Raw genomic sequence first — 19,542 nt, forward strand, 5'->3', positions numbered from 1 at the left:
GGTAAAACAACTACAAAAGAGATGCTAAATTCTGTTTTACGGACAAAATTTCGAGTTTATAAAACAGAAGGAAACTTAAACAGTCAAGTAGGTGTTCCATTAACGATATTAGGGATAAAAAAAGATGCTGAAATTGCAATAATTGAGATGGGGATGAGTGAAAGGGGGCAAATAGAGCAACTTTCTCGTATTACCAATCCTGACATAGCTGTAATTACAATGATAGGTGTTTCCCATCTATCAAGCCTCGGCTCTAGAGAAGCAATAGCAGCAGCAAAATTGGAAATCGTTACTGGTTTAAAGAGTGGTGGATGTTTTGTGTTCAACGGTGACGAGCCATTATTAACTAAAGAACTCTTTAAAATTAAAAATAATAGCCCATTAGAAACCATTAGTTTTGGTCAGGGGAATTTTAATGATGTGAGCGTCGAGAATGCATTATCAAACTCCGATGGTTCCCAATTCTCTGTTGCAAACGATATTTACTACCTTCCACTTCTCGGTGCCCATAATATTAATAATGCGCTTGCTACAATAGCCGTTGCTCTAAGGTTGGGTTTAAACCCTGCAGAAATTAATGAAGGATTTCTTCATCTGAAATTGCCTGAAATGAGATTAGAGAAGATTACTTTACCATCGATTTACCATAATTAATGATGCATAGAATGCTAGTCCGGATTCGGTAAATGCAGCAATTAAGACTTTTCAAGAGCTGACGGGTTATAATGATAAGCATTTAGTCATTGGTGATATGCTTGAACTTGGTGATCATGAAGAAGAGTTCCACCGAGTCATTGGTAAAAACCTTGATCCGGATAAAATAAACTATATTTATACATTCGGTGATCTTAGTTACCATATTGCATCAGAAGCAATAAAGAGATATCCAACAGGTGCTGTAAAAACATTTAAAGATAAAATGGGGTTGGCAAATGCACTAAACCAAGCAATTAAGAAAAATGATGTGATTTTGTTAAAAGCATCAAGAGGGATACAGATTGATTCAATTATCCCATTCTTAATGAAGTAATCACTAAACTTATGGAAACTTTAATTCAACAAATAGAGGAGCAGTCTTGCCGGCGGCGGCTGCTCCATTTTTTTACGCTAACGGGTAGGGATATCACAAAAATGGTGTAGAATTGTCGAAGGACAAGAACATAGTCCCATTGAAAGTCGCTATTATAGCGGCTTTTTGTTTTATCGGTACAAGTTCTTGTCCAGAGCCAAGGACAAGAACTTGTACCGATTACCGATTAGATAAGCATTGAAACTATAAGGTACAGAACCTTCGAAAATTGGGAGTACCGGAGAAACAGGCTTACCAATGGGGGAAAACGCTTCTGGGCTACTGGCGGGTTGCCGGAAGTCCAGTGCTGTCCTGTTCCATAACAAACGAAAAGCTCGCACAAGCAGGGTATTTTGACTTTCCCGCACAATACGAGCGATTGCGTCAAATTGCACTTAAACGGTTGAACCGCCGTATACCGAACGGTACGTACGGTGGTGTGGAAGGTCGGCTATCCATCTTATGGATAGCCTCCTATCCGATTGAAAGGCGTATGTATCGGACCTAGCAACAAGCGTATTTCTCGGACCTTAGAACTTCCAAGAAACTGTTGCCTTAAACTTATGTTTAAGGTGTACTATGAATATAAACTTCTCTCTGGTTGTGGGAGTCATATAAATTGGAGTATTTTTTCTTTCAGGAAATGGAGGTGTCAAGGTGAGTTTATCCATTAAAGAGGCTTCGGAACAGCTGGGAATTCCTCCCCATACCATCCGATTTTATGAAAGGAAAGGGTTGCTGCCATTTCTTCAACGCGACCCTTACGGAAATCGAATTTTTGAAGAGAGGGACATGGAATGGATCAACCTGATGATATGGTTTCGGGCCACAGGGATGACCGTCGCCGAATTAGAAGAATTCGTGGAGCTAGCCGTCCAGGGAGATTCGACCATTCCGCAAAGGCAGGATTTGCTGGAAAAACACAAGCGGAAGCTTCAAGAAAGGCAGCGGGAGCTCGATAGAGCGTTTGAAGCGGTCAATATGAAACTGGCCAAATATGCGGAAATTCAAAACGGAAAAAGGAAGTGAAGGGTGCGATGACACCTATTGGATTTATCGGCTTGGGGAATATGGGGCAAGCTATGGCTCTTAATTTGATCAAAGCCGGTTACAAACTTCGAGTATACAATCGAACAGCAGACAAAGCTGCACCTCTGGTCGCGCTCGGGGCCGAATCCGTCTCTAGACCAAGCGAAGCAGCTGCAAAGGGAAGTATCGTCATTACTATGGTGACCGACGATGCTGCGCTCGAAAATATTGTGCGGAGCGAAGGATTTATGGAACGGCTTGGACAAGGAGGCCTCCATCTCTCGATGAGTACCGTTTCTCCCGCCACCTCCCGGATGCTCGCCGATTTCCATGACGTAAACGGGAGTCATTATGTTGAAGCGCCGGTTTTTGGTCCGCCTGAAGCGGCTGCCGCGCGAAAACTATGGATCTGCGTCACGGGATCGAAGGAGGCAAAGAAACGAGCTTGGCCGCTTCTGGATGCGATGGGGCAAGGGATTTTCGATTTCGGTGAAAAGATCGGCTCAGCCTTAATCGTCAAGATTTGCGGCAACTTCATAAGCTTTACGGCCATGGAAGCCATGATGGAGGCATGCAGAATGGCGCAGAAAAACGAAATCGATCCGTCGGAAATGATGGAAATGCTTTCCCTAACCATGTTTACCGCTCCGGTGTATCAAAATTTTGGCAAATATATTGCGCTTCATACCGAACAAATTACGTTGCCAGGTCTCCCGAACAGCTGGATTGCCGGCAAAGACATGGGGTTATTCAAGGAGAGGGCGGTGCTGGCGGGAACGGAGGCGCCACTCGCTAATTTATTATACGATCTATTTAGCGAAGTTCCCTCTCCTTAACAGTCGGAAAAATACTGCAAGGGAAGAATGGAATTTTTCCGAATGGTGTCTAAGTTCCCGAGGGGGGATACATATGTACATACCAAAGGCTTTTGAGATGAATGATCGATCCACAATCGTAAAATACTTCCAACAAACGAGCGTAGAGGAAATCGAGGTCCCCAAAGACAGCGTTGGGTTCAAGCACGTTCACGTTGAACAGATTGGGCCTATGCCTTATGTAAGGGCAGATGTATTTATGGAATTGGAACTAAATATGAATAGTCCCAATGAAAGCCGCTATTTTAGCGGTTTTTTTGTTTATCGGTACAAGTTCTTGTCCCGAAGAAAAGACAAGAACTTGTACCGATTGCCGTAAAGGACAAGAACATAATCCGATTACCGATTAGATAAGCATAAAACTATATTTCACTACACTAATTCATTAAGCTAACGGGCAGGATTGCGTGGGTCTTTTTGTCGAGAAAAAAGCGATAATTTATTAGAGGTTCCCGATAATTATTCTAATTATTATCCAACAGGAACAAAATTATATTCGATAAAGGGTAAAAATGTAAATGAAGTAATCGCTGTTCAGAAAGGAGACTCTGGTGAATTCGTAAAAGCAATTATTCCTTCAAGGTAACCGTACCAACCCATTACCAGGTACCAGATAATGAAAGCATAATTTATTACAGCTCTGAGCAAAACATCAGATTAAGATAGATTTCCGCTATAACATAGAAAGGGTGATTTCGCGCAATAAAATTGACACTCTAAGCAATGAAAATGCATTGAGCTTACTTTAAAATGGAATCATCCTGGCATGCGGGATGTTAGATTATACCATTTGGGGGACAGCATGAAACTGATATTAACGGCAAGAAGCAGATTGCAGAAGAGTGTGGAATATACGGAATTACAGCAGCACGGACTAAGTGCTTCCTTCGAAATAGCAGACGGTATCGGCAGTCCTAGAGATCCGATTCGGGCTAATATCCGGATTAGAAATGAAGGATCTGATACGTGGTTCGGCGTGATACATGTGGAATTGCCGTTCGCCAAAACGGAACCTCGTTTTTTCCTGCCGGCGTTTATGTATGGACATAACCGGGGTGAGGCTCCCCAAAACGTTCCCAATGAATTTCCCAGATTAAGGGTAGGGAGCCCTTCAAGGCCATCTTCTCCCTGGTGGATGGTGAGGAGCGACCGTTTGTCCCATCCGGCCGCGTTTGTATATGATAACGGTAAAATTTACGGACTTTGCGCAAGTCCCTACTTTATTTGTAAAGATGGGATCAAGCAGCAGTGGAGTCCGGATCAGATAGGTGAGTTTTACCAGTATGCTGGCTATACCTGCTCGATTTCCAAGGGAACGGTAGGTTACACGCTGGGTTATGAAAACGCGCCTTTACTGTTTATCAAATCACGCCTCGTTAAGGAAAGGGCACCTCTTGGCGAGAACTGTTTTGAATTAGCATCAGCAGAATCCGTGGATATTACGATGTACTTATATGAATACGATTCCGATTCCGAACTTGGGGTTAATGCTGCACTGGAAGAGGTTTATTACCGTTATCATCAAGATCCGAGAGAGGGCAGCGATTTCCGCACGGCTGCAGCAGATTTGTCCCAGGCTATTTATCAATATGCTTGGCTGCCCGAAGATCGGCACTATTCCACGTTCGTATTTGAGGATAGAGAATCTGGGGGATATCGTTACAACAAAATTATATCGATCAGTTGGACGGATGGACTGACGGTAGCCACCCCGGTGCTTATGGCAGCTCTGCGGCTTGGAGATGAGCCTATGCGTCAACAAGCGCTTTCCTGTATCAATAATATCGTCGAAAATTCGATGAATCCGGCTTCAGGTTTACCCTATGATGCTTATCAAGACGGGACATGGAGCATCAAAGGCTGGTGGTTTGACGGGATGCGCACACCTGGACATTCCGCTTATCTGGCGGCCCAAGCCATGTACTATATTATGAAGGCTTACGATTATGAAAAACGAATCAAAGGTTGCCGACATGAGGATTGGATGATCTTCGTCAAGAAGGTATTACTCCAATTGGAGCGTACCAAAAACTCGGATCATGAGTACCCGACAATTGTGTCGGCTCGAACCGGAGCGGGCCTCGAATACGATTCTTTCGGCGGTGCATGGTGTATGGCTGCTTTGGCTTATTTCAGCTGGCTGACCGGCGATAATTCGCATCTGGACAGCCTTAAGAGTAGCGAAAATCATTATTATGAAACTTATGTTAAGCGAATGGAATGCTACGGTGGACCGCTTGATGCGGATAAGGCAGTAGATTCGGAAGGAATTTTGGCATATATCAAGGCTGTCAGATTCCTGCACACGCTGACCGGCGACGAGCTGTATCTGGATCATATGAGAGATGCCATTTGTTATGAATTTACGTTCAAGTTCTGCTATAATTCCCCGGTTAAGATACCGCCGCTCAGCACGATCGGCTGGTCCAGCTGCGGGGGCAGCGTCACTTCCGTCGCGAATCCGCATATCCATCCTATGTCCAGCAACCTCGTTGATGAGTTGCAGTACTTCGTGGAGCAACGCAACGATCCATATGTCAGACAGCGCATGCTCGATACGGTTCGATGGGGATGTCAGACCTACAACCGTTATGACAATGAATTCGATTATGGCAAAAAAGGATGGATGTCCGAAAGATTTTGTCATTCAGAAGGGCTGGTTACGGAGAAATACAGTGATGGGTCTTTGGCTAGTACTTGGTTCTGTCTTATGCCTTGGGCCAGTGGAAGTGTTATTGAAGGCCTTGTCGGCGACTATTGGGAAGCCCAGATGAAATAAAGTAGGAGGACATCGATGAACTTTATCGTTGGAGCGGAAAAAGGGCTGGCATTTTATCAAGAAGAGACAGCATTTACGGGTGTAAATAAGATCGCGGACAAAGTCAGGAAGGACGTTCGGCTTGTTGCCGGATTCATGCCGGAGATCACTCAAAGTCGGGCCGATTTGGGAATGTACTCGGTCATCTATGGTACGGTAGGACGCAGTCCTGTTCTGGACGAATTAAACGAGAAGGGCATCATAGATCTGTAATTGATCGAAGGAAAACGGGAAGTATACGTGGCACGATTTACGGCTTATTCCATCTTTCCGAGTGCCTGGGGGTATCTCCATTGGTGGACTGGTCAGATGTAAGGCCTGTACAGCGGGGAAAAGCCGTCTTGACGGAACGAGTTAATCGGGTTTCCAGGGAACCGTCCGTCAAATACAGGAGAATCTTCATTAATGACGAATGGCCCGCGTTTGGCCATTGGGCAGTGCATCATTTTGGCGGGCTGAATGCGGAAATGTATGACCATGTATTTGAATTGATATTGCGTCTGAAAGGAAATTACTTATGGCCCGCGATGTGGAGCTCCAATTTTAACTGTGACGGTCCGGGTCTGCTGAATGCGGAATTAGCGGATGAATATGGGATTGTCATGGGAACCTCACATCACGAGCCCTGCATGCGAAACTGTGAAGAATACAAGCATGTACGCGGCAAGGATTCCATCTATGGAGATGCATGGGATTTCCGAGGGAACCGGGTAGGGATCCTTCGTTTCTGGGAAGACTGTCTGAAACGCAACAGTGGGTTCGAGAACGTGATTACGCTGGGCATGCGCGGCGAGCAGGATACGACTATACTTGGCGAATCGGCGACGCTGGCGGACAACGTTTCCCTGCTCCGGGATGTCATCGAGCGCGGATTGAACACGCTCAGGATATACGCGGTAAGCCCTTCATTAGTGCTTGAGAGAATTGTGCTCTACCCGCAAGCAAGTCGACTGCCTGAATCCTATCTTGGTCCGGTAGAAAGTTATTATGTCAAAGATCCTGCGGATCTGTACCGATAAACCCGGAGGATGAGAATGAGCTTACCTTACCGAGCAACTGCTTCAGCTACGGAAGGTTTGCTCTTTTTTTTTTGCAAATTTTCCGGGAGAAATTCCGGCGATCTTGGTAAAGCTGCGAATAAAGTTAGCATAATCGCTAAATCCGGATTGGAAGCATGCCTCTGTTATGCTGAAACCCTCACGAAGATAGGACTTGGCCAATGAAATGCGGCGTTCCAAAATATATGAACGAAGGGTTAACCCCGTATGTTTTTTGAACTGGCGGCTGATATAAGTACTGTTCAAATAAAAGGCAGCCGAAAGGTGCTCAAGTGAGATGTTCTGAGAGAGATTCGATTCGATGTAGTCCATCGTCTTTCGGACAAGTTCCGGCATGATATCGCGAAGGGTAAAGTCTGCATTTTTAAAAACAGCGTTCGTTAAAACCAGTAACTGAGCGATGTAGCTATTAGCCAAAACGTCTGACCCGTATGCATCGGAAGCGATAACATCCTCAAGATGGTTTGCTATTTGGAGAAACTGCTTCCTGCGGGATTCATCCAAATGGACAATATTCCCCTTCCCTTTAGGGCGGTTATCGAAGCAATCAGATAAATTGGTAGATGAAGTAGAAAGGCTGTTCAGGTAAGATTTCTGAAGGTTGATCGTTATCCGTTCATACTCCGAATCATCCAAGCTAAACGATCGGTGCATTTCATCCGGATGAATGACGAGTAAGTCGCCTGGTTCCAAGCGGAAGCAGCTGTTTTCAATATAAAAATTAACGTTCCCCCGCAGAAACAAATAAAATTCGTACGCTTCGTGCTGATGATAGAAAGTCCCCATGTTGAATGTGGTCGTCCTGTGCAGGTAAAGATAGTCTTTTTTATGGGATCATATCGAAGCTCAAAGGACTCGTTCATATGGCTGCAACCTCCTGGTATGTTCGCGCAATAATTACATCGGTATACGCAATGATTATTGTCTAAAACTACTTTAAAATGTCATTATCCTACCATACTAGGACGAAGACGGCAAGCGTTTGCTTATGATAGAGTCGATAATTATGTAAGCGGTAACAAAGATAAGTGAAGTTACTGGACCACAGTAGGAGACCGAGCAATCGTACGATGACGCATACGAGAGGAGGTGGTGGGCGGTATTAGCAGGTATTGCAAAAAATAAAATCATGAAGGAGATGGTGAATTGATTACTGAACGCGTTAAAAAGTCAATTTGTGCATTATTGGCATGTGTAACAACATTCTCGCTAATCGTGCCGGGGCCAGCGAAAGTCTCAGCAGCAAGCAATGTGACCGTCAATTTAACGGCAGAGAAACAAGTGATTCGCGGCTTTGGAGGGATGAACCACCCCGCTTGGATCGGAGATTTGACGCCGGTTCAAAGAGAAACCGCCTTTGGTAATGGAAAGAACCAGCTCGGTTTTTCTGTTTTAAGAATTTATATAGATCCGGATAAAAATAATTGGCAAAGGGAAGTGGAAACCGCAAAAAATGCGATTGAGCACGGAGCCATCGTGTTTGCTACACCATGGAATCCTCCGAGCGAAATGCTTGAGACATTCACTCTAGGCATGAGTCAAGGCAACGGGACCACTTATGAAGCGGAAACGGGTACAACCTTGACCGACTCGGCAGTAAGCAGTGCAGCGTCCGGCTATACCGGAACCGGATATGTCGATTTTCAAGCAGCATCCAATGCAGGGATTCAGTGGAATAACGTCACGATCGGAACTACGGGAAAGAAAAATATTAAAATCAGGTATGCGCTAGAGAGCGGGACATCTGAATGGAACAAAAGCAATGAGCAATGTGGACTTTGCCGCAACAGGGAGTTGGTCGACATATGTACAAAATACGAGTTTTGTGAAAAAGTACCAAAGAAACGGCCGGATGACGGCCCAATTTTTCTATTTTTATTTTCACACACACTACTTCAATCACTTATCCATATTGTTAACGGCTTTTCTCATCTCTTCATCCGTTAAATGCGTATAGATCATCGTCGTCTGGATCGATGAATGCCCCAGCTGATTCTTCAGCCTCGGTACGTCGTTGTTCTCCAGGTGGTAGCGGGTTGCGAAGGAATGTCTCAAGGAATGCACCGTCAGTGCCGGTTTACCAAACGCTGCAGCGTATTTTTCGATCAGTTTCTCAATCGATCTCGGTGTTAACCGCCGGCTTTTGCCTTTGCGGCCGATCGGTGCTGCTATAAATAAGTAATTTTCTGATTTTTCCGGTACATATCGCGTTTCCCGGATTTTCAAGTAGCTTTCCAGGTCTAATAAGGCTTGCTGGCTAAAATAAACATATTGTTCTTTGTTGCCTTTGCGCAGTACGCGCACTTGGCCTTTGTTCATATCCAAATCCTCAATATTGATTCCCGCTACCTCGGATAAACGCAGTCCTGACCCGAGGATCAGCGATACGATGGCCGTATCCCGCTCACGGTTAAATTCGTGGAACCGGACCATACGTTTGTTGCTTTTGTTCAGTTCACCGAAATCATGTGCCACAAACTGCCGGAATTTCTCAAAATCGTCTTCACGTAAAATTTTGCCCTCAATGCGGTTCGCCACAGTTTCTTGGCTTTCCTTAATGGAATTAAAGTCGATCTTGGCCATTACATTTCGTTGAATATACGGCTTGAGATCCGACGTTTCAGCCTTGTTTTGCAGGTAATCAAACAACGACTTTAACGCCGACAATTTCCGGTTGATCGTGTATTTGTTGTTGCCCAGCTGATACTCCAGAAATGACAGAAAATTTTCGACTTCGCGCACGGTCAGTGATTCCAGAACATTCAATTCAATGTCTTTACGATCATCCGCAGCGAGTTTCTCAGCCACAAGCCAATCAAAAAAGATAAGGTAATCGTGGCAGTAATTCAGCAGCGTCGTGTGCGACAGCTTGCGTTTGCGGCTATCGATGTATTCGGTCACGTACCAGGGAAGCTCCGCACATTTATCATCAACGCGTTTCATGTAATGCAGCTTCGTGTTTTTATCCATTTATTGCTAAACCTCCTTATGTACAGAATAACTTATATATATTTATTCGTCAAATTATTATTTTACGTAATTATAAATTATAATGATGGCCATATAGATTCATCTATTCATCATCTTAGTCACTATTCAGTATGCGGCGCTTATTCCCACATCCTCTATACCCAAGCTCCAAAAAATTCCGCGATACATATTATCATCTTCATTGTGCATTTGTGTTAGTGTCAGTTGGCTTAGCTTATAATTTATATATTACGTCATCGAACAATCGGCCAGTTATAGATTTGCACCGCTGATATTCATGGACAGCAATTACATCTAAATCGTTCTTATAATAATGAACCTGATCAGTTATTTCCGTCTATTAAAAAAAGTACAATAAAACCGCGCTTATGCGCGGCTATTATTGCTAAGTTGTTCTTATTGACCCAACCACTTAAACCCGGTTAGGTCAATAACCACCATCTTGATCATAATTACTTAATTGTCACCGGCAGCACCCCGCCGGCTTTCAGTTGGCCTAGCAGCACTTTGATCCCGGCAGCTGTATTTGGCTCCTGCTTACCGTAAACTGCGATACCAGAACGCATGTTCTGAATGTAAATCTTCTCATACGGATTGCCCAGCGATAACAGCGTATAACGCTTGTTATGTTGGTTCATCTCATCGATCAACGTTTGATAATCGGCCCAGCCAAACTGACTGGCCACGTTACGGAACTGATATGAAGCCAGGATGACGTAATCCGCTTGATCCACCGCCTGAAGCGCCTCATTCGTTTTTCCTTGCCCGACTAGGGCTGTTACTGTTTTCAGCGATAGGTTATTTGCGGCTTGCTTCAGCTGTCTCTCGAGCTGCTTCGCCTGCTCCTCATCGGCTGCGACAATCGCAACCCGATCGCCTTGACGAATTTGATCCGGCTGCGCACCGTCACGACCGGCTAACAAGGTGACCGCTCGCTCTGCGATTTCCCGCTCCACTGTACGATGCTTCTCGGAACCAATGACACCATTAAGCGCGGCCAATTGCTGCGTAAGGCTTTCGCTGCGGTCAAACAAACCGTATTTCGCTTTCAGCTCCAAAATCCGTTTCACTGACGAATGGATGGTTTCGATCGGTATCGCCCCGCTCTTCACCGCGTTCACCAGCGTTTGGTGCGCGGCTGCCGGATCTTGCGGCATGAGGATGATATCCACACCAGCGGAAACGGCACGTTGCACCGCTTGATTTTCGCCAAAATGCTCCGCGATCGCATTCATCGTGAAGGCATCGGAAATGATGACGCCTTTGTATCCAAGCTCCCCCCGGAGCAATCCGGTCAGTACCTTCTTGGATAACGTAGCAGGAATCGGCACGCTGCTTCCGTCCTTGAGCGATGTGACGTGATCGTTATCTACAGCTGGAAACGCTATATGTGCGGTCATGATCATCTCTACTCCGTTATCGATGGCAGACCGGAACGGTTTGAGCTCCACCGCATCGAGCCGCTCCCGATCATGCGAAAGCACCGGCATTCCCAAATGGGAGTCTACAACCGTATCGCCATGGCCGGGAAAATGCTTGACCGCCGCGATGACTCCCGATTGCCGAAGTCCTTGGATCTCAGCAAGACCCATTCGTGTCACCAAATCCGGATTCGAGCCAAACGACCGCATTCCGATAATCGGATTATCCGGATTGCTGTTAATGTCGAGCACCGGAGCAAAATTGACCTGCAGCCCGAGCGCCTTCAACTCCTCCCCGGTCAGCCGTCCGGCCGCTTCGGCGAGCGTTGTATCTCCAGTTGCACCCAGCGCCATTTGACCCGGCAGATTCGTACCTCCGGGGATTCGTTTAACGACCCCGCCTTCCTGGTCGATGCCAAGGAACAGCGGAATGTCGCCTGCCTCCATCTGTAGATCATGCGTCAGAGTGGTGACCTGCCGAACGTCTATCATATTTTTATCGAAAAGAATAAGTCCGCCCAAATCCTGATCATGAACGCTGCGTTTGACCCCTTCATTGACCGTAGTCGTCACTTGCCCGTTCCATTGCCGGATGTCAGGCATGAGCATTTGGCCGACCTGCTCGCTTACGGTCATGTAGGACATCAGCTTATCCCAATCCTGTGCCTGAATGGCTCCTTGACGTTCGAAGCGAATGACCCGTGACATAAATACAGCAAACTCCGCTCGCGTCACAGATCGGTCCGGACGAAAGGTGCCATCCGAATATCCGCCGATCAATCCGTTGGAGCTCATCATGAGAATAGGCGCTGCCGCCCAATGCTTTGCTGTATCCGTCAATGATACGGGGTGCTGGCCTTTTACGAGTGAATAGGCACGTGTAAGAAACGCCGCCGTTTCGGCACGACTCATCGGTGCATCCGGATGGAATGTGCTGTCAGGAAATCCGCTGGCCAGCCCATGTTTTGCGGCAATGGCTATTTCAAGATAAAAAGGATGGTTCTTAGGCACATCTGTATAGGTCATGCCGCCGTCGGCTGCTTGCTGCAGCTCCTGCGGATAGAGTTCCCGCACCATGAAAGTGACAGCTTGCGCTCTTGTGACTTGTTTTTCGGGCATAAACTTCCCGTTACCGTATCCGGCGACGGTTCCCCGTTCGGCCATATAGGTGATGCCGTCCTCTGCCCACTTCGAGTGCTGCAGATCGGTAAAGCGTTCTTCCGCAGCTGCACTTCCTGCCCATACGAGCACAGAACCGAGCACGGCACCGAATATCGTCATCAGTTTTACATTCATCTGCTCCACTCCTGTTGCTGTTCTAGGTACGATGATTAGACGCGAGTGACATACCGTTTGTTGCGTTATTGCCTCGACTCCAGACACATCATGAAAAAATGCATTCCCTGCTCTGCAGGAAATAAGCCCTTACTCATAAGCCATTACGCTCAAGCCATTATTCCCACGGGATTACTCTTTCCCTTCATATATATCCGCTGCATTTACGCAAAAAAAAGACCGCCGGCACAGATGCCGGGGCCTGATTACGAATGGTTTGAACCATCTGAATCGCTATTTTTTTAAATGATACGGTACCGTCGTCACAACAACATCTTTGCGGAATAAAAGATAAGTCCGAATCATCAAGCTCGTCTGGTTGTGCAGCAGATTGTGCCAGCTCCGCTTGGGAATAAACTGCGGAATGATCACCGTGACCTGGTAGTTGGATTCGCTGGCTTTCCGGTGCACCGTATCGATAAATTTACTAAGCGGATGAATGATGCTCCGGTACGGAGAATGCAGCGTCACAAGGCGCACGTCGGGCCGCCATTTTTGCCATTTTTCCTCAAACCGGTTCTCTTCTTCCCGTTCAAACGGAATATATACCGCAATGATCTGATCCGCCGCCAGTGACTTCGCATAATTCAGGGAATGCTCCACGACATGCGTAATGCCCGAAACGGGGAGAATGATCACGTTGCCTTCAATCGGTACCGCCGGCTCACATGTCGACAGCCGCAGCTGCTCGCCAACCGCTTCATAATGCTTCTTGATCCGGTGGAACAGATACACAATCAGCGGCAAAAAGATCAGTACCGGCCAGATCTGCGCAAACTTGGTTGCGAAGAACATCACCGACACCGTGAAGCTGATCAGCGCGCCGATCGTATTGATCACGAGCTTCGTCACCCAACCCTGCGGTTTTTCCCGAATCCACTTGACGATCATCCCCGTTTGCGAGAGCGTGAAAGGGATAAATACCCCTACCGCATACAGTGGGATCAAATGTTCCGTCTGTCCGTGGAAGGCGACGATCAGCACGATGGACAGTAGCCCAAGGATGATGATTCCGTTCGAATATCCCAAACGGTCACCGCGGACAGTAAACATCCGGGGAATAAACCGGTCTTTGGCTAAATTGACCGCCAGCAGCGGAAACGCCGAATATCCGGTATTGGCCGCCAGGATCAAGATCAGTGCCGTCGTGCCCTGGATGAAAAAGTACATAAAATTCCGTCCGAACGTCTGATTGGCAATCTGAGAAACGACCGTCTCCTGGGGATTTGGGGATATGCCCAAATAATAAGCAAGAAATACGATGCCCGAGAAGAGTACAGCCAGCAGAATCCCCATTGCCATCAAGGTTTTGGCCGCATTGTTCGGGGCCGGGTCCTTGAAGTTCGGGATGGCGTTCGAGATCGCTTCGACCCCGGTCAGGGCGGAGCTGCCCGAAGCAAAAGCTTTTAAGAGTAGGAACAGGCTGATCCCCGCTACCGGCGTCCCGACCGGCGTATGCAAATGCGGTGAAACGTGACCGGTCACGATGTTGTACATACCGACGCCGATCAAAATGAACAGCGCGAAGGCGAACAGATACACCGGATAAGCCAGGATGGAGGCTGACTCGGTGACGCCCCGCAAATTCAGCAGCGTAATGAGGATGACGAAGGTGACGGCAATCCCCACCGTATGCTCATGCAGCGCCGGAAACGCCGAAGTCAGTGCGTCCGTGCCCGCCGAAACGCTGACCGCAACAGTCAGAATGTAATCTATCAGCAGCGATCCGCCGGCCACAAGCCCGGGGTAGATTCCCAGATTCTGTTTGGAGACAACGTAAGCGCCGCCGCCATGCGGATAAGCGAAGATGATCTGCCGGTAGGATAAAATGAGTGCAGCCAGCAAAATCAATACGCCGATTCCGATCGGTATCGAATACCAGAACGCCGCCGTGCTGACCGTGACCAGAACCAGCAAAATTTGCTCCGGCCCATACGCTACGGACGACAGCGCATCGGAGGATAGAATGGCCAACGCTTTTTTCTTGTTCAGTTTTTGTTCTCCCAATTCGGTAGACTTCAGCGGCCGTCCAATCAGAAGTCTTTTCAATGCTGCCATAAATGTTTGTCACCGCCAGTGTTAGAGTTGAAATGCTCATGATGTACCCGTTAGACACGTGCTCAACCCTTTTTGGGCACAACAAAAAAAGCCGCAGGAAAGCTGGACCTTCCCGTGACTTTACGCGCACGACAAATCCCTCTTTCATCACGCTTACGAGGTTAGCTGACGGATTCGGGACCGAAAGTATCCCTACACTCAATAAATGAACATCAAGTGATTCACCCCTGGGACGAAGGCTTAACTTCCTCCCTTTGGTTCCCCCGCTCCTGACTTCAGAATTCAGCGATCAAGGAGTATTACGTTTCAGGTTCATTACGTTTCAGGTTCACAAGTTCACGATTACGAATTGAATCTTACTCCTTCCGGATGCCTGCTGTAAAGAAGCAAACGGTTTGAGATACGTATGAAAAAAATCAAAAGAACTCCATGTCAACGCTTACAATGGCGGCAATCTATTAATTTCTGGCTGTAGCTGTGCATATCGCTTGTTTACGCTATTAAATTCATATCGGGCTTCTAAATATTTCGATCCGCCGCATTCCTCAGCGAAGCCTCTACGGTATCCAGTCGGTTCAAGCAGTGATGCCGGACCATTTCGAGGTCGTTATCCAGCTGATCCGGCTCCAGGTCGCGATGCAAAATATTCATGCACCAATGGGTCAGGTTTCTCAAATGATGGCGGTATGCATAATAACGCAGCAAATCCAGGTTCAGCTCCATCCGTTGTCCTAGTTCTTGCTCATACCCTGTGAGAAAATGACCCAGTCCGTCCCCGGTATACCCCACGATATCCAGCTCTGGTGGCGCAAGCATGGCCGCTTCCCAGTCCAGGACGACCAACCGGCCGTCCGCGGTCTCCATCAGATTCCCTCCCCACAGATCACCGTGACAGAGCACATTGGGAGCCGGGTCAAGCACGAGCCGTTCACGAACCCCTGTTATCTGGTGCAGCAGCTCGGTTATGTGCGTTTGCTGAGGGATAACAAGCTCACGCAGCAGCTGGCTTGCGGGACTTGCACCGGGCTGAAGATGCTCAAGCTGCTCCAGGCATTGGATCAAATGTTCGGAGAAGGAGACATCATACGTTTCACTCGAAAGGCCAGATGTGGCAGTAAAGGGAGTCAACTGCCGAATCCGCGCCGCCAGCCGTCCAATACGCTCCAAATTATGCTTGGAAAAAGGATAAGCTTCAGCCCAGGTCTCCCCATCGATAAATTGAAACAGCAGCGCTGTGCAATCGGAGAGGGAAAGCAGGAAAGCACCGCTTAAGGTTCGAAACGGACAGGGCAGCTCCACAAAGCGGCCGGTCTGATGCAATTCCCACATAAACGGCACATAACGGCTGCACCGAAGAATGCCTTGGCGGTGGCTGTCATTGCTATGGTCAAACAGTTTCATATAGTATCGCTTCCCGTTTTCTCCCTCCACCCGGTAAGAATAGGCCGAATCTCCATAAGGGATAAAAATAAGCCTCCGGGCAGAGATTCCGTAAGCTTCGTTCAATTGATGCATAAAAGCCCCTTCGTCCATTCGATAAGACTGCCTCACTTCGCTCTCCCCTTTCCCTTTTCATCACGTAGCGCGGATTAAAGCAATCAAGCCCGGTGTCTGTGTAACCCGGACTTGATCGCACTCACCTCTTATGAGATTAAACAATCTTTCATTCATTCACCAATGTTAACCGGCAATATTAACCGATGTAGACAACCGCTCCGCTGCGCCTGTACGCTTTCGGCAGTTCCGTCTCGAGCAGCTCGAGCCTGCGTAACATGTGGTCGAGGTCGTCCCCATGCATGTGGCTTCGCGCCCATTCTTTAAGCTGGGACACTTCGCCCAAGACAGCCGGGATGTCCTCGGACTCCACGTCCGTACCGTCCTGGAAAAGTGCGACCCACTGCAAGTTCAACTCTTCCACCGCCGGCACCCAATATTTCTGGAAAAAGGATTCCGTCGCCACCGGCAGCATATAGGACCGTTCAAATTCGTCTTCCGGGTCCACAATAATGGCGCTGATTGACATGTTATTTCACCCCAAATCGAATGTTGAATGTGTAATCCGGAAACTCCTGGCGAAGCTTATTCAAACTGTTCTCCGCGGCCGCCCGCAGAGCCGGTGAATCCCCGTCCAGCTGAAACTCGAAATGCCGGATTCCTTTGATTTGCTCCAGCGTCGGAATCTCCGTCGTTCCGTCAGGCGTTGTTCGCGTCCCAACCGCCTTCTGCATCAGGTTGTTGATCCGCACCTTGGTTTTCTGGTACAACTGCTTATCCGTAAATTGCTGCGGCGTCTGCTGCGGCTTGCCCGTTTTTGGATGGATGCGGTCGAGCCCTTGCGCCGACTTGGCTTCATAGAAGATGCCCTTCTCCAGATCGACGCCGTCAAACTCCCCAAGCGCTCCGTTCTTGGCATCGTGGAGCTCTACCCCGCGGTACTTCGCTTTGCTCCAATGCACGTAATCATCTGCATCGTTCTTCGGCGGCTGTTCCTCGGGTTCCTTCTCTTTCTTTGGCGGTGGATCCTCCCCATCCGGTTTATGCGGCTTCTTGGGCAGGTCGGGTTCCGGCTTCGGCTCCTTTCGCCGTTTAAGCAGCTTCTCCAGCCAATCCTTCAGCCTGCTGCCGCCCTTTTTACCGAAACGTTCGGCCAGCCTGCCGAACGGAACACGGCTCAGCGCAAGCGCAAGCAGCGTAGAGATCGCATTCTCGGGTGTGAGCAGTCTTTTCGGATCGCGGATATCCTTGGCGATTTCGTGGCCGCTCGCCGGTATGCTCGCCGCCGTTAAGGCAATACCGAGCGCCGGCCAGAAGCTGACGAACATTAACGACAGAGCGAATGCTCCGAGCACGATGGCGCTTTTTTCCCAGAAACCGAGGCGGTCCCACCAGTTCTGCAGCGAATCGAACATGCATGAGAAGCAAGCCGGATCGGCGGGATGGACGTGCGCCTGGAAATAAGCGGCGAAGCCCGCCAGCCCAGTGACCACCAGCAGGACCGCGGTTACACCGGCGGCGGCTCGGAAGTGCTTCAGCATCCTCGTCTGCAGGTCACCCTGCAGCGCGGCGGCTTCCTGATTGCCGTATAGGAGCGAGAAGCCCAGCTCCCTGCGTTCCCGGGTCCAGGACATGACGCTCGCCAGCCGTTCCCTGCGGGTCAAGAGAGACTCCAGCATATACCACAGCTCTGACACCGGGTTGATCCAACCTTCGCCTTCCATTCTCGGCAGCCGGCTTTTCACCCGATTCAACGAGACGTAATCCAGGACGAGCCCAATTGCGAGCATCAGGAGGAACACGCCTTTCGTCCGGTATCCGCTCCCCGTCAAGTCGCTGATTTTCATAAACCAGTCCGGCAGTGAGCCCTGACCGTTATAAGCTGCGTGATCGATGATCGACCAGACGAGCAGCAGTGCAGGCAGGGCGAAAATGGCGTCGCTCAGCCGCTTGCGCAAACGCACGGCCAAACCGAGCCCTAAGGTTATCATGCCGGTGTGCACAGGATGACTGACGGACATGATGGTCGGAAAGATGCTTTCTTCAAATCGGCCGGGGAACAGGGTCCAAAAATCCCAATGGATCGTCTCTCCTCCAAGCATCGTCACACTGTAGCCGTACGTCCGCCCGATGATACCGGAGTTCAGCCAGCGTCGCGTCAGCTCTTCCATCAATTGAAAGCCCACGCCCGCCCCGGCTCCGGCCAGCGTATAATCGGCAAGGCTCATGGAAGAGGCGCGCCGTGAAAAGAGCAGAAACAGACCGAGCGGCAGCAGCTTCCACACTTCCTCGAAGATCGGGGTCAAGACGGCCTGGGACCAGGTGTCCCTCGTATCCCCACCAAACAGGCCGTGAGCCGCGAGCAGCGTCAGCGCCGTGACCGGGATGACGAGAAAGATGCCAAGCAGCATAAACATGCCCGCCTGCTTCCAGGTAAATGTTTTGCTCCGGCAAAGAAACCAAAACTGCAGCATGACATAAAAAGACCATAAATACTGGACGAGCATCGTGCGTGAATCCCGGTACAGGAACAGGCCCAGGATAAAAAACAAAAGGGATATCCAGCACCATATCGTATATAAGGTTTTGAGCCAGGGGAGACGCCGGAGCGTTTCCTGCACCCACCGATACACCCCTTCGGCGATATCCCTGATTCCGTTTCGGATGTTCCAGATCGTATCCGTTTCAATCTCCTCCTTCATGGCATCACCCTGATTCTGAGGGGCTGTCGTGACAAGAGCTGTGAAGATATAAGATCCGCTTCCTCCCCAATATACCTTATATTCGTCTTGGGTTGGGCAGTGAATATGGGGATGTAAACCAAAACTGGACCATTTTCCCCCTCCAAGGGGACTAAGGTCAGCCGAAAAGCCGCCGCTAACCGGCGCGAGTGGTGCATAGCTCCTATAATCAATCCGCCCCAGTTCACTCGTTTCTGAAGATCTGCAGGACCGTGTCCGAAATAACCTGCTCCGGGACGTCCCCGTGCAGCGTATACAGAAAATCATCCTTCACGAAACGATACACCACTTTCTCCGTTTGGTCATCGCGAAGCTCCTTCGTGGATGGAACGGCTTTCTGGTGTGACAGAACCGGATAAGGGGACGGACTTCGCAGCCGGGTGACGGACAAGCGTAATCCATTCGGGTAACGGATTCGAATCTCTGGTTCCATAAATTTATCGTCATACACCTGGACCGAGCGAATCTGATCTTCATCAGGAAAACGAAGCTCGCTTCGAAGAAGCACCCTCGCCTCCTGCAACGTACTTGAGCGCAGGTTTCGGTCCAAAAAAAGGCCTGCACTCAAAATCACCAGTACGACCAAGGCTGTAACAGACATTGCACTGATCAGTATAAAAAGAAGCCGTCTGCTTTCCTTTTCCAACTTCCTG

15 protein-coding genes, 1 pseudogene and 1 riboswitch are annotated in these 19,542 nt (G+C 48.6%); of the genes and pseudogenes, 8 read left to right on the forward strand and 8 right to left on the reverse strand.

The annotated features are described in order from the left end of the window. Nucleotides 1-21 precede the first annotated feature (21 nt). The 7 genes from C7820_RS07230 (at nucleotide 22) to C7820_RS33805 (ending at nucleotide 6,810) form a co-directional block, all read left to right on the forward strand. Nucleotides 22-654, forward strand: coding sequence for a Mur ligase family protein (locus C7820_RS07230; protein WP_116230366.1), 633 nt, complete (start codon nucleotides 22-24; stop codon nucleotides 652-654). Between the two features lie 58 nt (nucleotides 655-712). Next, entirely contained in the window at nucleotides 713-1,030 is a 318-nt protein-coding gene (locus C7820_RS07235) for a glutamate ligase domain-containing protein (protein WP_258875255.1), read from the forward strand. Between the two features lie 696 nt (nucleotides 1,031-1,726). Further along, nucleotides 1,727-2,098 (forward strand): MerR family transcriptional regulator, encoded by a 372-nt coding sequence (locus C7820_RS07245; RefSeq protein ID WP_116230368.1) that lies wholly within the window; start codon nucleotides 1,727-1,729, stop codon nucleotides 2,096-2,098. Continuing rightward, on the forward strand, nucleotides 2,095-2,934 hold the full coding sequence (locus tag C7820_RS07250) for an NAD(P)-dependent oxidoreductase (protein ID WP_258875152.1): 840 nt from the start codon (nucleotides 2,095-2,097) through the stop codon (nucleotides 2,932-2,934). Before C7820_RS07245 ends, C7820_RS07250 begins: the two co-directional genes overlap by 4 nt. An 841-nt stretch (nucleotides 2,935-3,775) precedes the next feature. Then, nucleotides 3,776-5,752: a hypothetical protein gene (locus C7820_RS07260; RefSeq protein ID WP_116230370.1), complete on the forward strand. Its 1,977-nt coding sequence runs from the start codon at nucleotides 3,776-3,778 to the stop codon at nucleotides 5,750-5,752. Nucleotides 5,753-5,767: 15 nt separating this feature from the next. Then, on the forward strand, nucleotides 5,768-6,004 hold the full coding sequence (locus C7820_RS33800; RefSeq protein WP_258875153.1) for a hypothetical protein: 237 nt from the start codon (nucleotides 5,768-5,770) through the stop codon (nucleotides 6,002-6,004). 128 nt (nucleotides 6,005-6,132) lie between these two features. Further along, nucleotides 6,133-6,810, forward strand: a complete 678-nt coding sequence (locus C7820_RS33805; RefSeq protein WP_251675967.1) for a glycosyl hydrolase 115 family protein — start codon at nucleotides 6,133-6,135, stop codon at nucleotides 6,808-6,810. Nucleotides 6,811-6,852: 42 nt separating this feature from the next. Here C7820_RS33805 and C7820_RS07270 read toward each other — a convergent pair whose 3' ends face one another. Beyond that, nucleotides 6,853-7,635, reverse strand: coding sequence for a helix-turn-helix transcriptional regulator (locus C7820_RS07270; protein ID WP_258875154.1), 783 nt, complete (start codon nucleotides 7,633-7,635; stop codon nucleotides 6,853-6,855). 363 nt (nucleotides 7,636-7,998) lie between these two features. Between C7820_RS07270 and C7820_RS07275 the strand changes: the two are divergent. Then, nucleotides 7,999-8,373, forward strand: a pseudogene (locus tag C7820_RS07275) (glucuronoxylanase); the annotation flags it as partial. Nucleotides 8,374-8,748: 375 nt separating this feature from the next. Here C7820_RS07275 and xerS read toward each other — a convergent pair. The 7 genes from xerS to C7820_RS07310 form a co-directional block, all read right to left on the reverse strand. Continuing rightward, the gene (gene xerS, locus C7820_RS07280; protein ID WP_116230371.1) at nucleotides 8,749-9,819 is read right to left on the reverse strand and encodes a tyrosine recombinase XerS; all 1,071 of its coding nucleotides are present in this window, start codon (nucleotides 9,817-9,819) and stop codon (nucleotides 8,749-8,751) included. 473 nt (nucleotides 9,820-10,292) lie between these two features. Next, nucleotides 10,293-12,557, reverse strand: coding sequence for a glycoside hydrolase family 3 N-terminal domain-containing protein (locus C7820_RS07285; RefSeq protein ID WP_116230372.1), 2,265 nt, complete (start codon nucleotides 12,555-12,557; stop codon nucleotides 10,293-10,295). Between the two features lie 273 nt (nucleotides 12,558-12,830). Next, entirely contained in the window at nucleotides 12,831-14,654 is a 1,824-nt protein-coding gene (locus C7820_RS07290; protein ID WP_116230373.1) for an APC family permease, read from the reverse strand. 134 nt (nucleotides 14,655-14,788) lie between these two features. After that, nucleotides 14,789-14,952, reverse strand: a riboswitch (cyclic di-AMP (ydaO/yuaA leader). 221 nt (nucleotides 14,953-15,173) lie between these two features. Further along, nucleotides 15,174-16,205 (reverse strand): phosphotransferase enzyme family protein, encoded by a 1,032-nt coding sequence (locus C7820_RS07295; protein ID WP_147306260.1) that lies wholly within the window; start codon nucleotides 16,203-16,205, stop codon nucleotides 15,174-15,176. A gap of 142 nt (nucleotides 16,206-16,347) precedes the next feature. Next, nucleotides 16,348-16,677, reverse strand: a complete 330-nt coding sequence (locus tag C7820_RS07300; RefSeq protein WP_116230375.1) for a hypothetical protein — start codon at nucleotides 16,675-16,677, stop codon at nucleotides 16,348-16,350. A gap of 1 nt (nucleotide 16,678) precedes the next feature. Beyond that, a complete protein-coding gene (locus C7820_RS07305; RefSeq protein ID WP_116230376.1) occupies nucleotides 16,679-18,850 on the reverse strand; it encodes a PrsW family glutamic-type intramembrane protease in 2,172 nt (723 codons plus the stop codon). Between the two features lie 223 nt (nucleotides 18,851-19,073). Then, entirely contained in the window at nucleotides 19,074-19,397 is a 324-nt protein-coding gene (locus C7820_RS07310) for a hypothetical protein (protein WP_147306261.1), read from the reverse strand. Nucleotides 19,398-19,542: the final 145 nt, after the last annotated feature.

It is taken from the genome of Paenibacillus sp. VMFN-D1 (assembly GCF_003386155.1).
Taxonomy (GTDB): Bacteria; Bacillota; Bacilli; order Paenibacillales; family Paenibacillaceae; genus Paenibacillus_AQ; species Paenibacillus_AQ favisporus.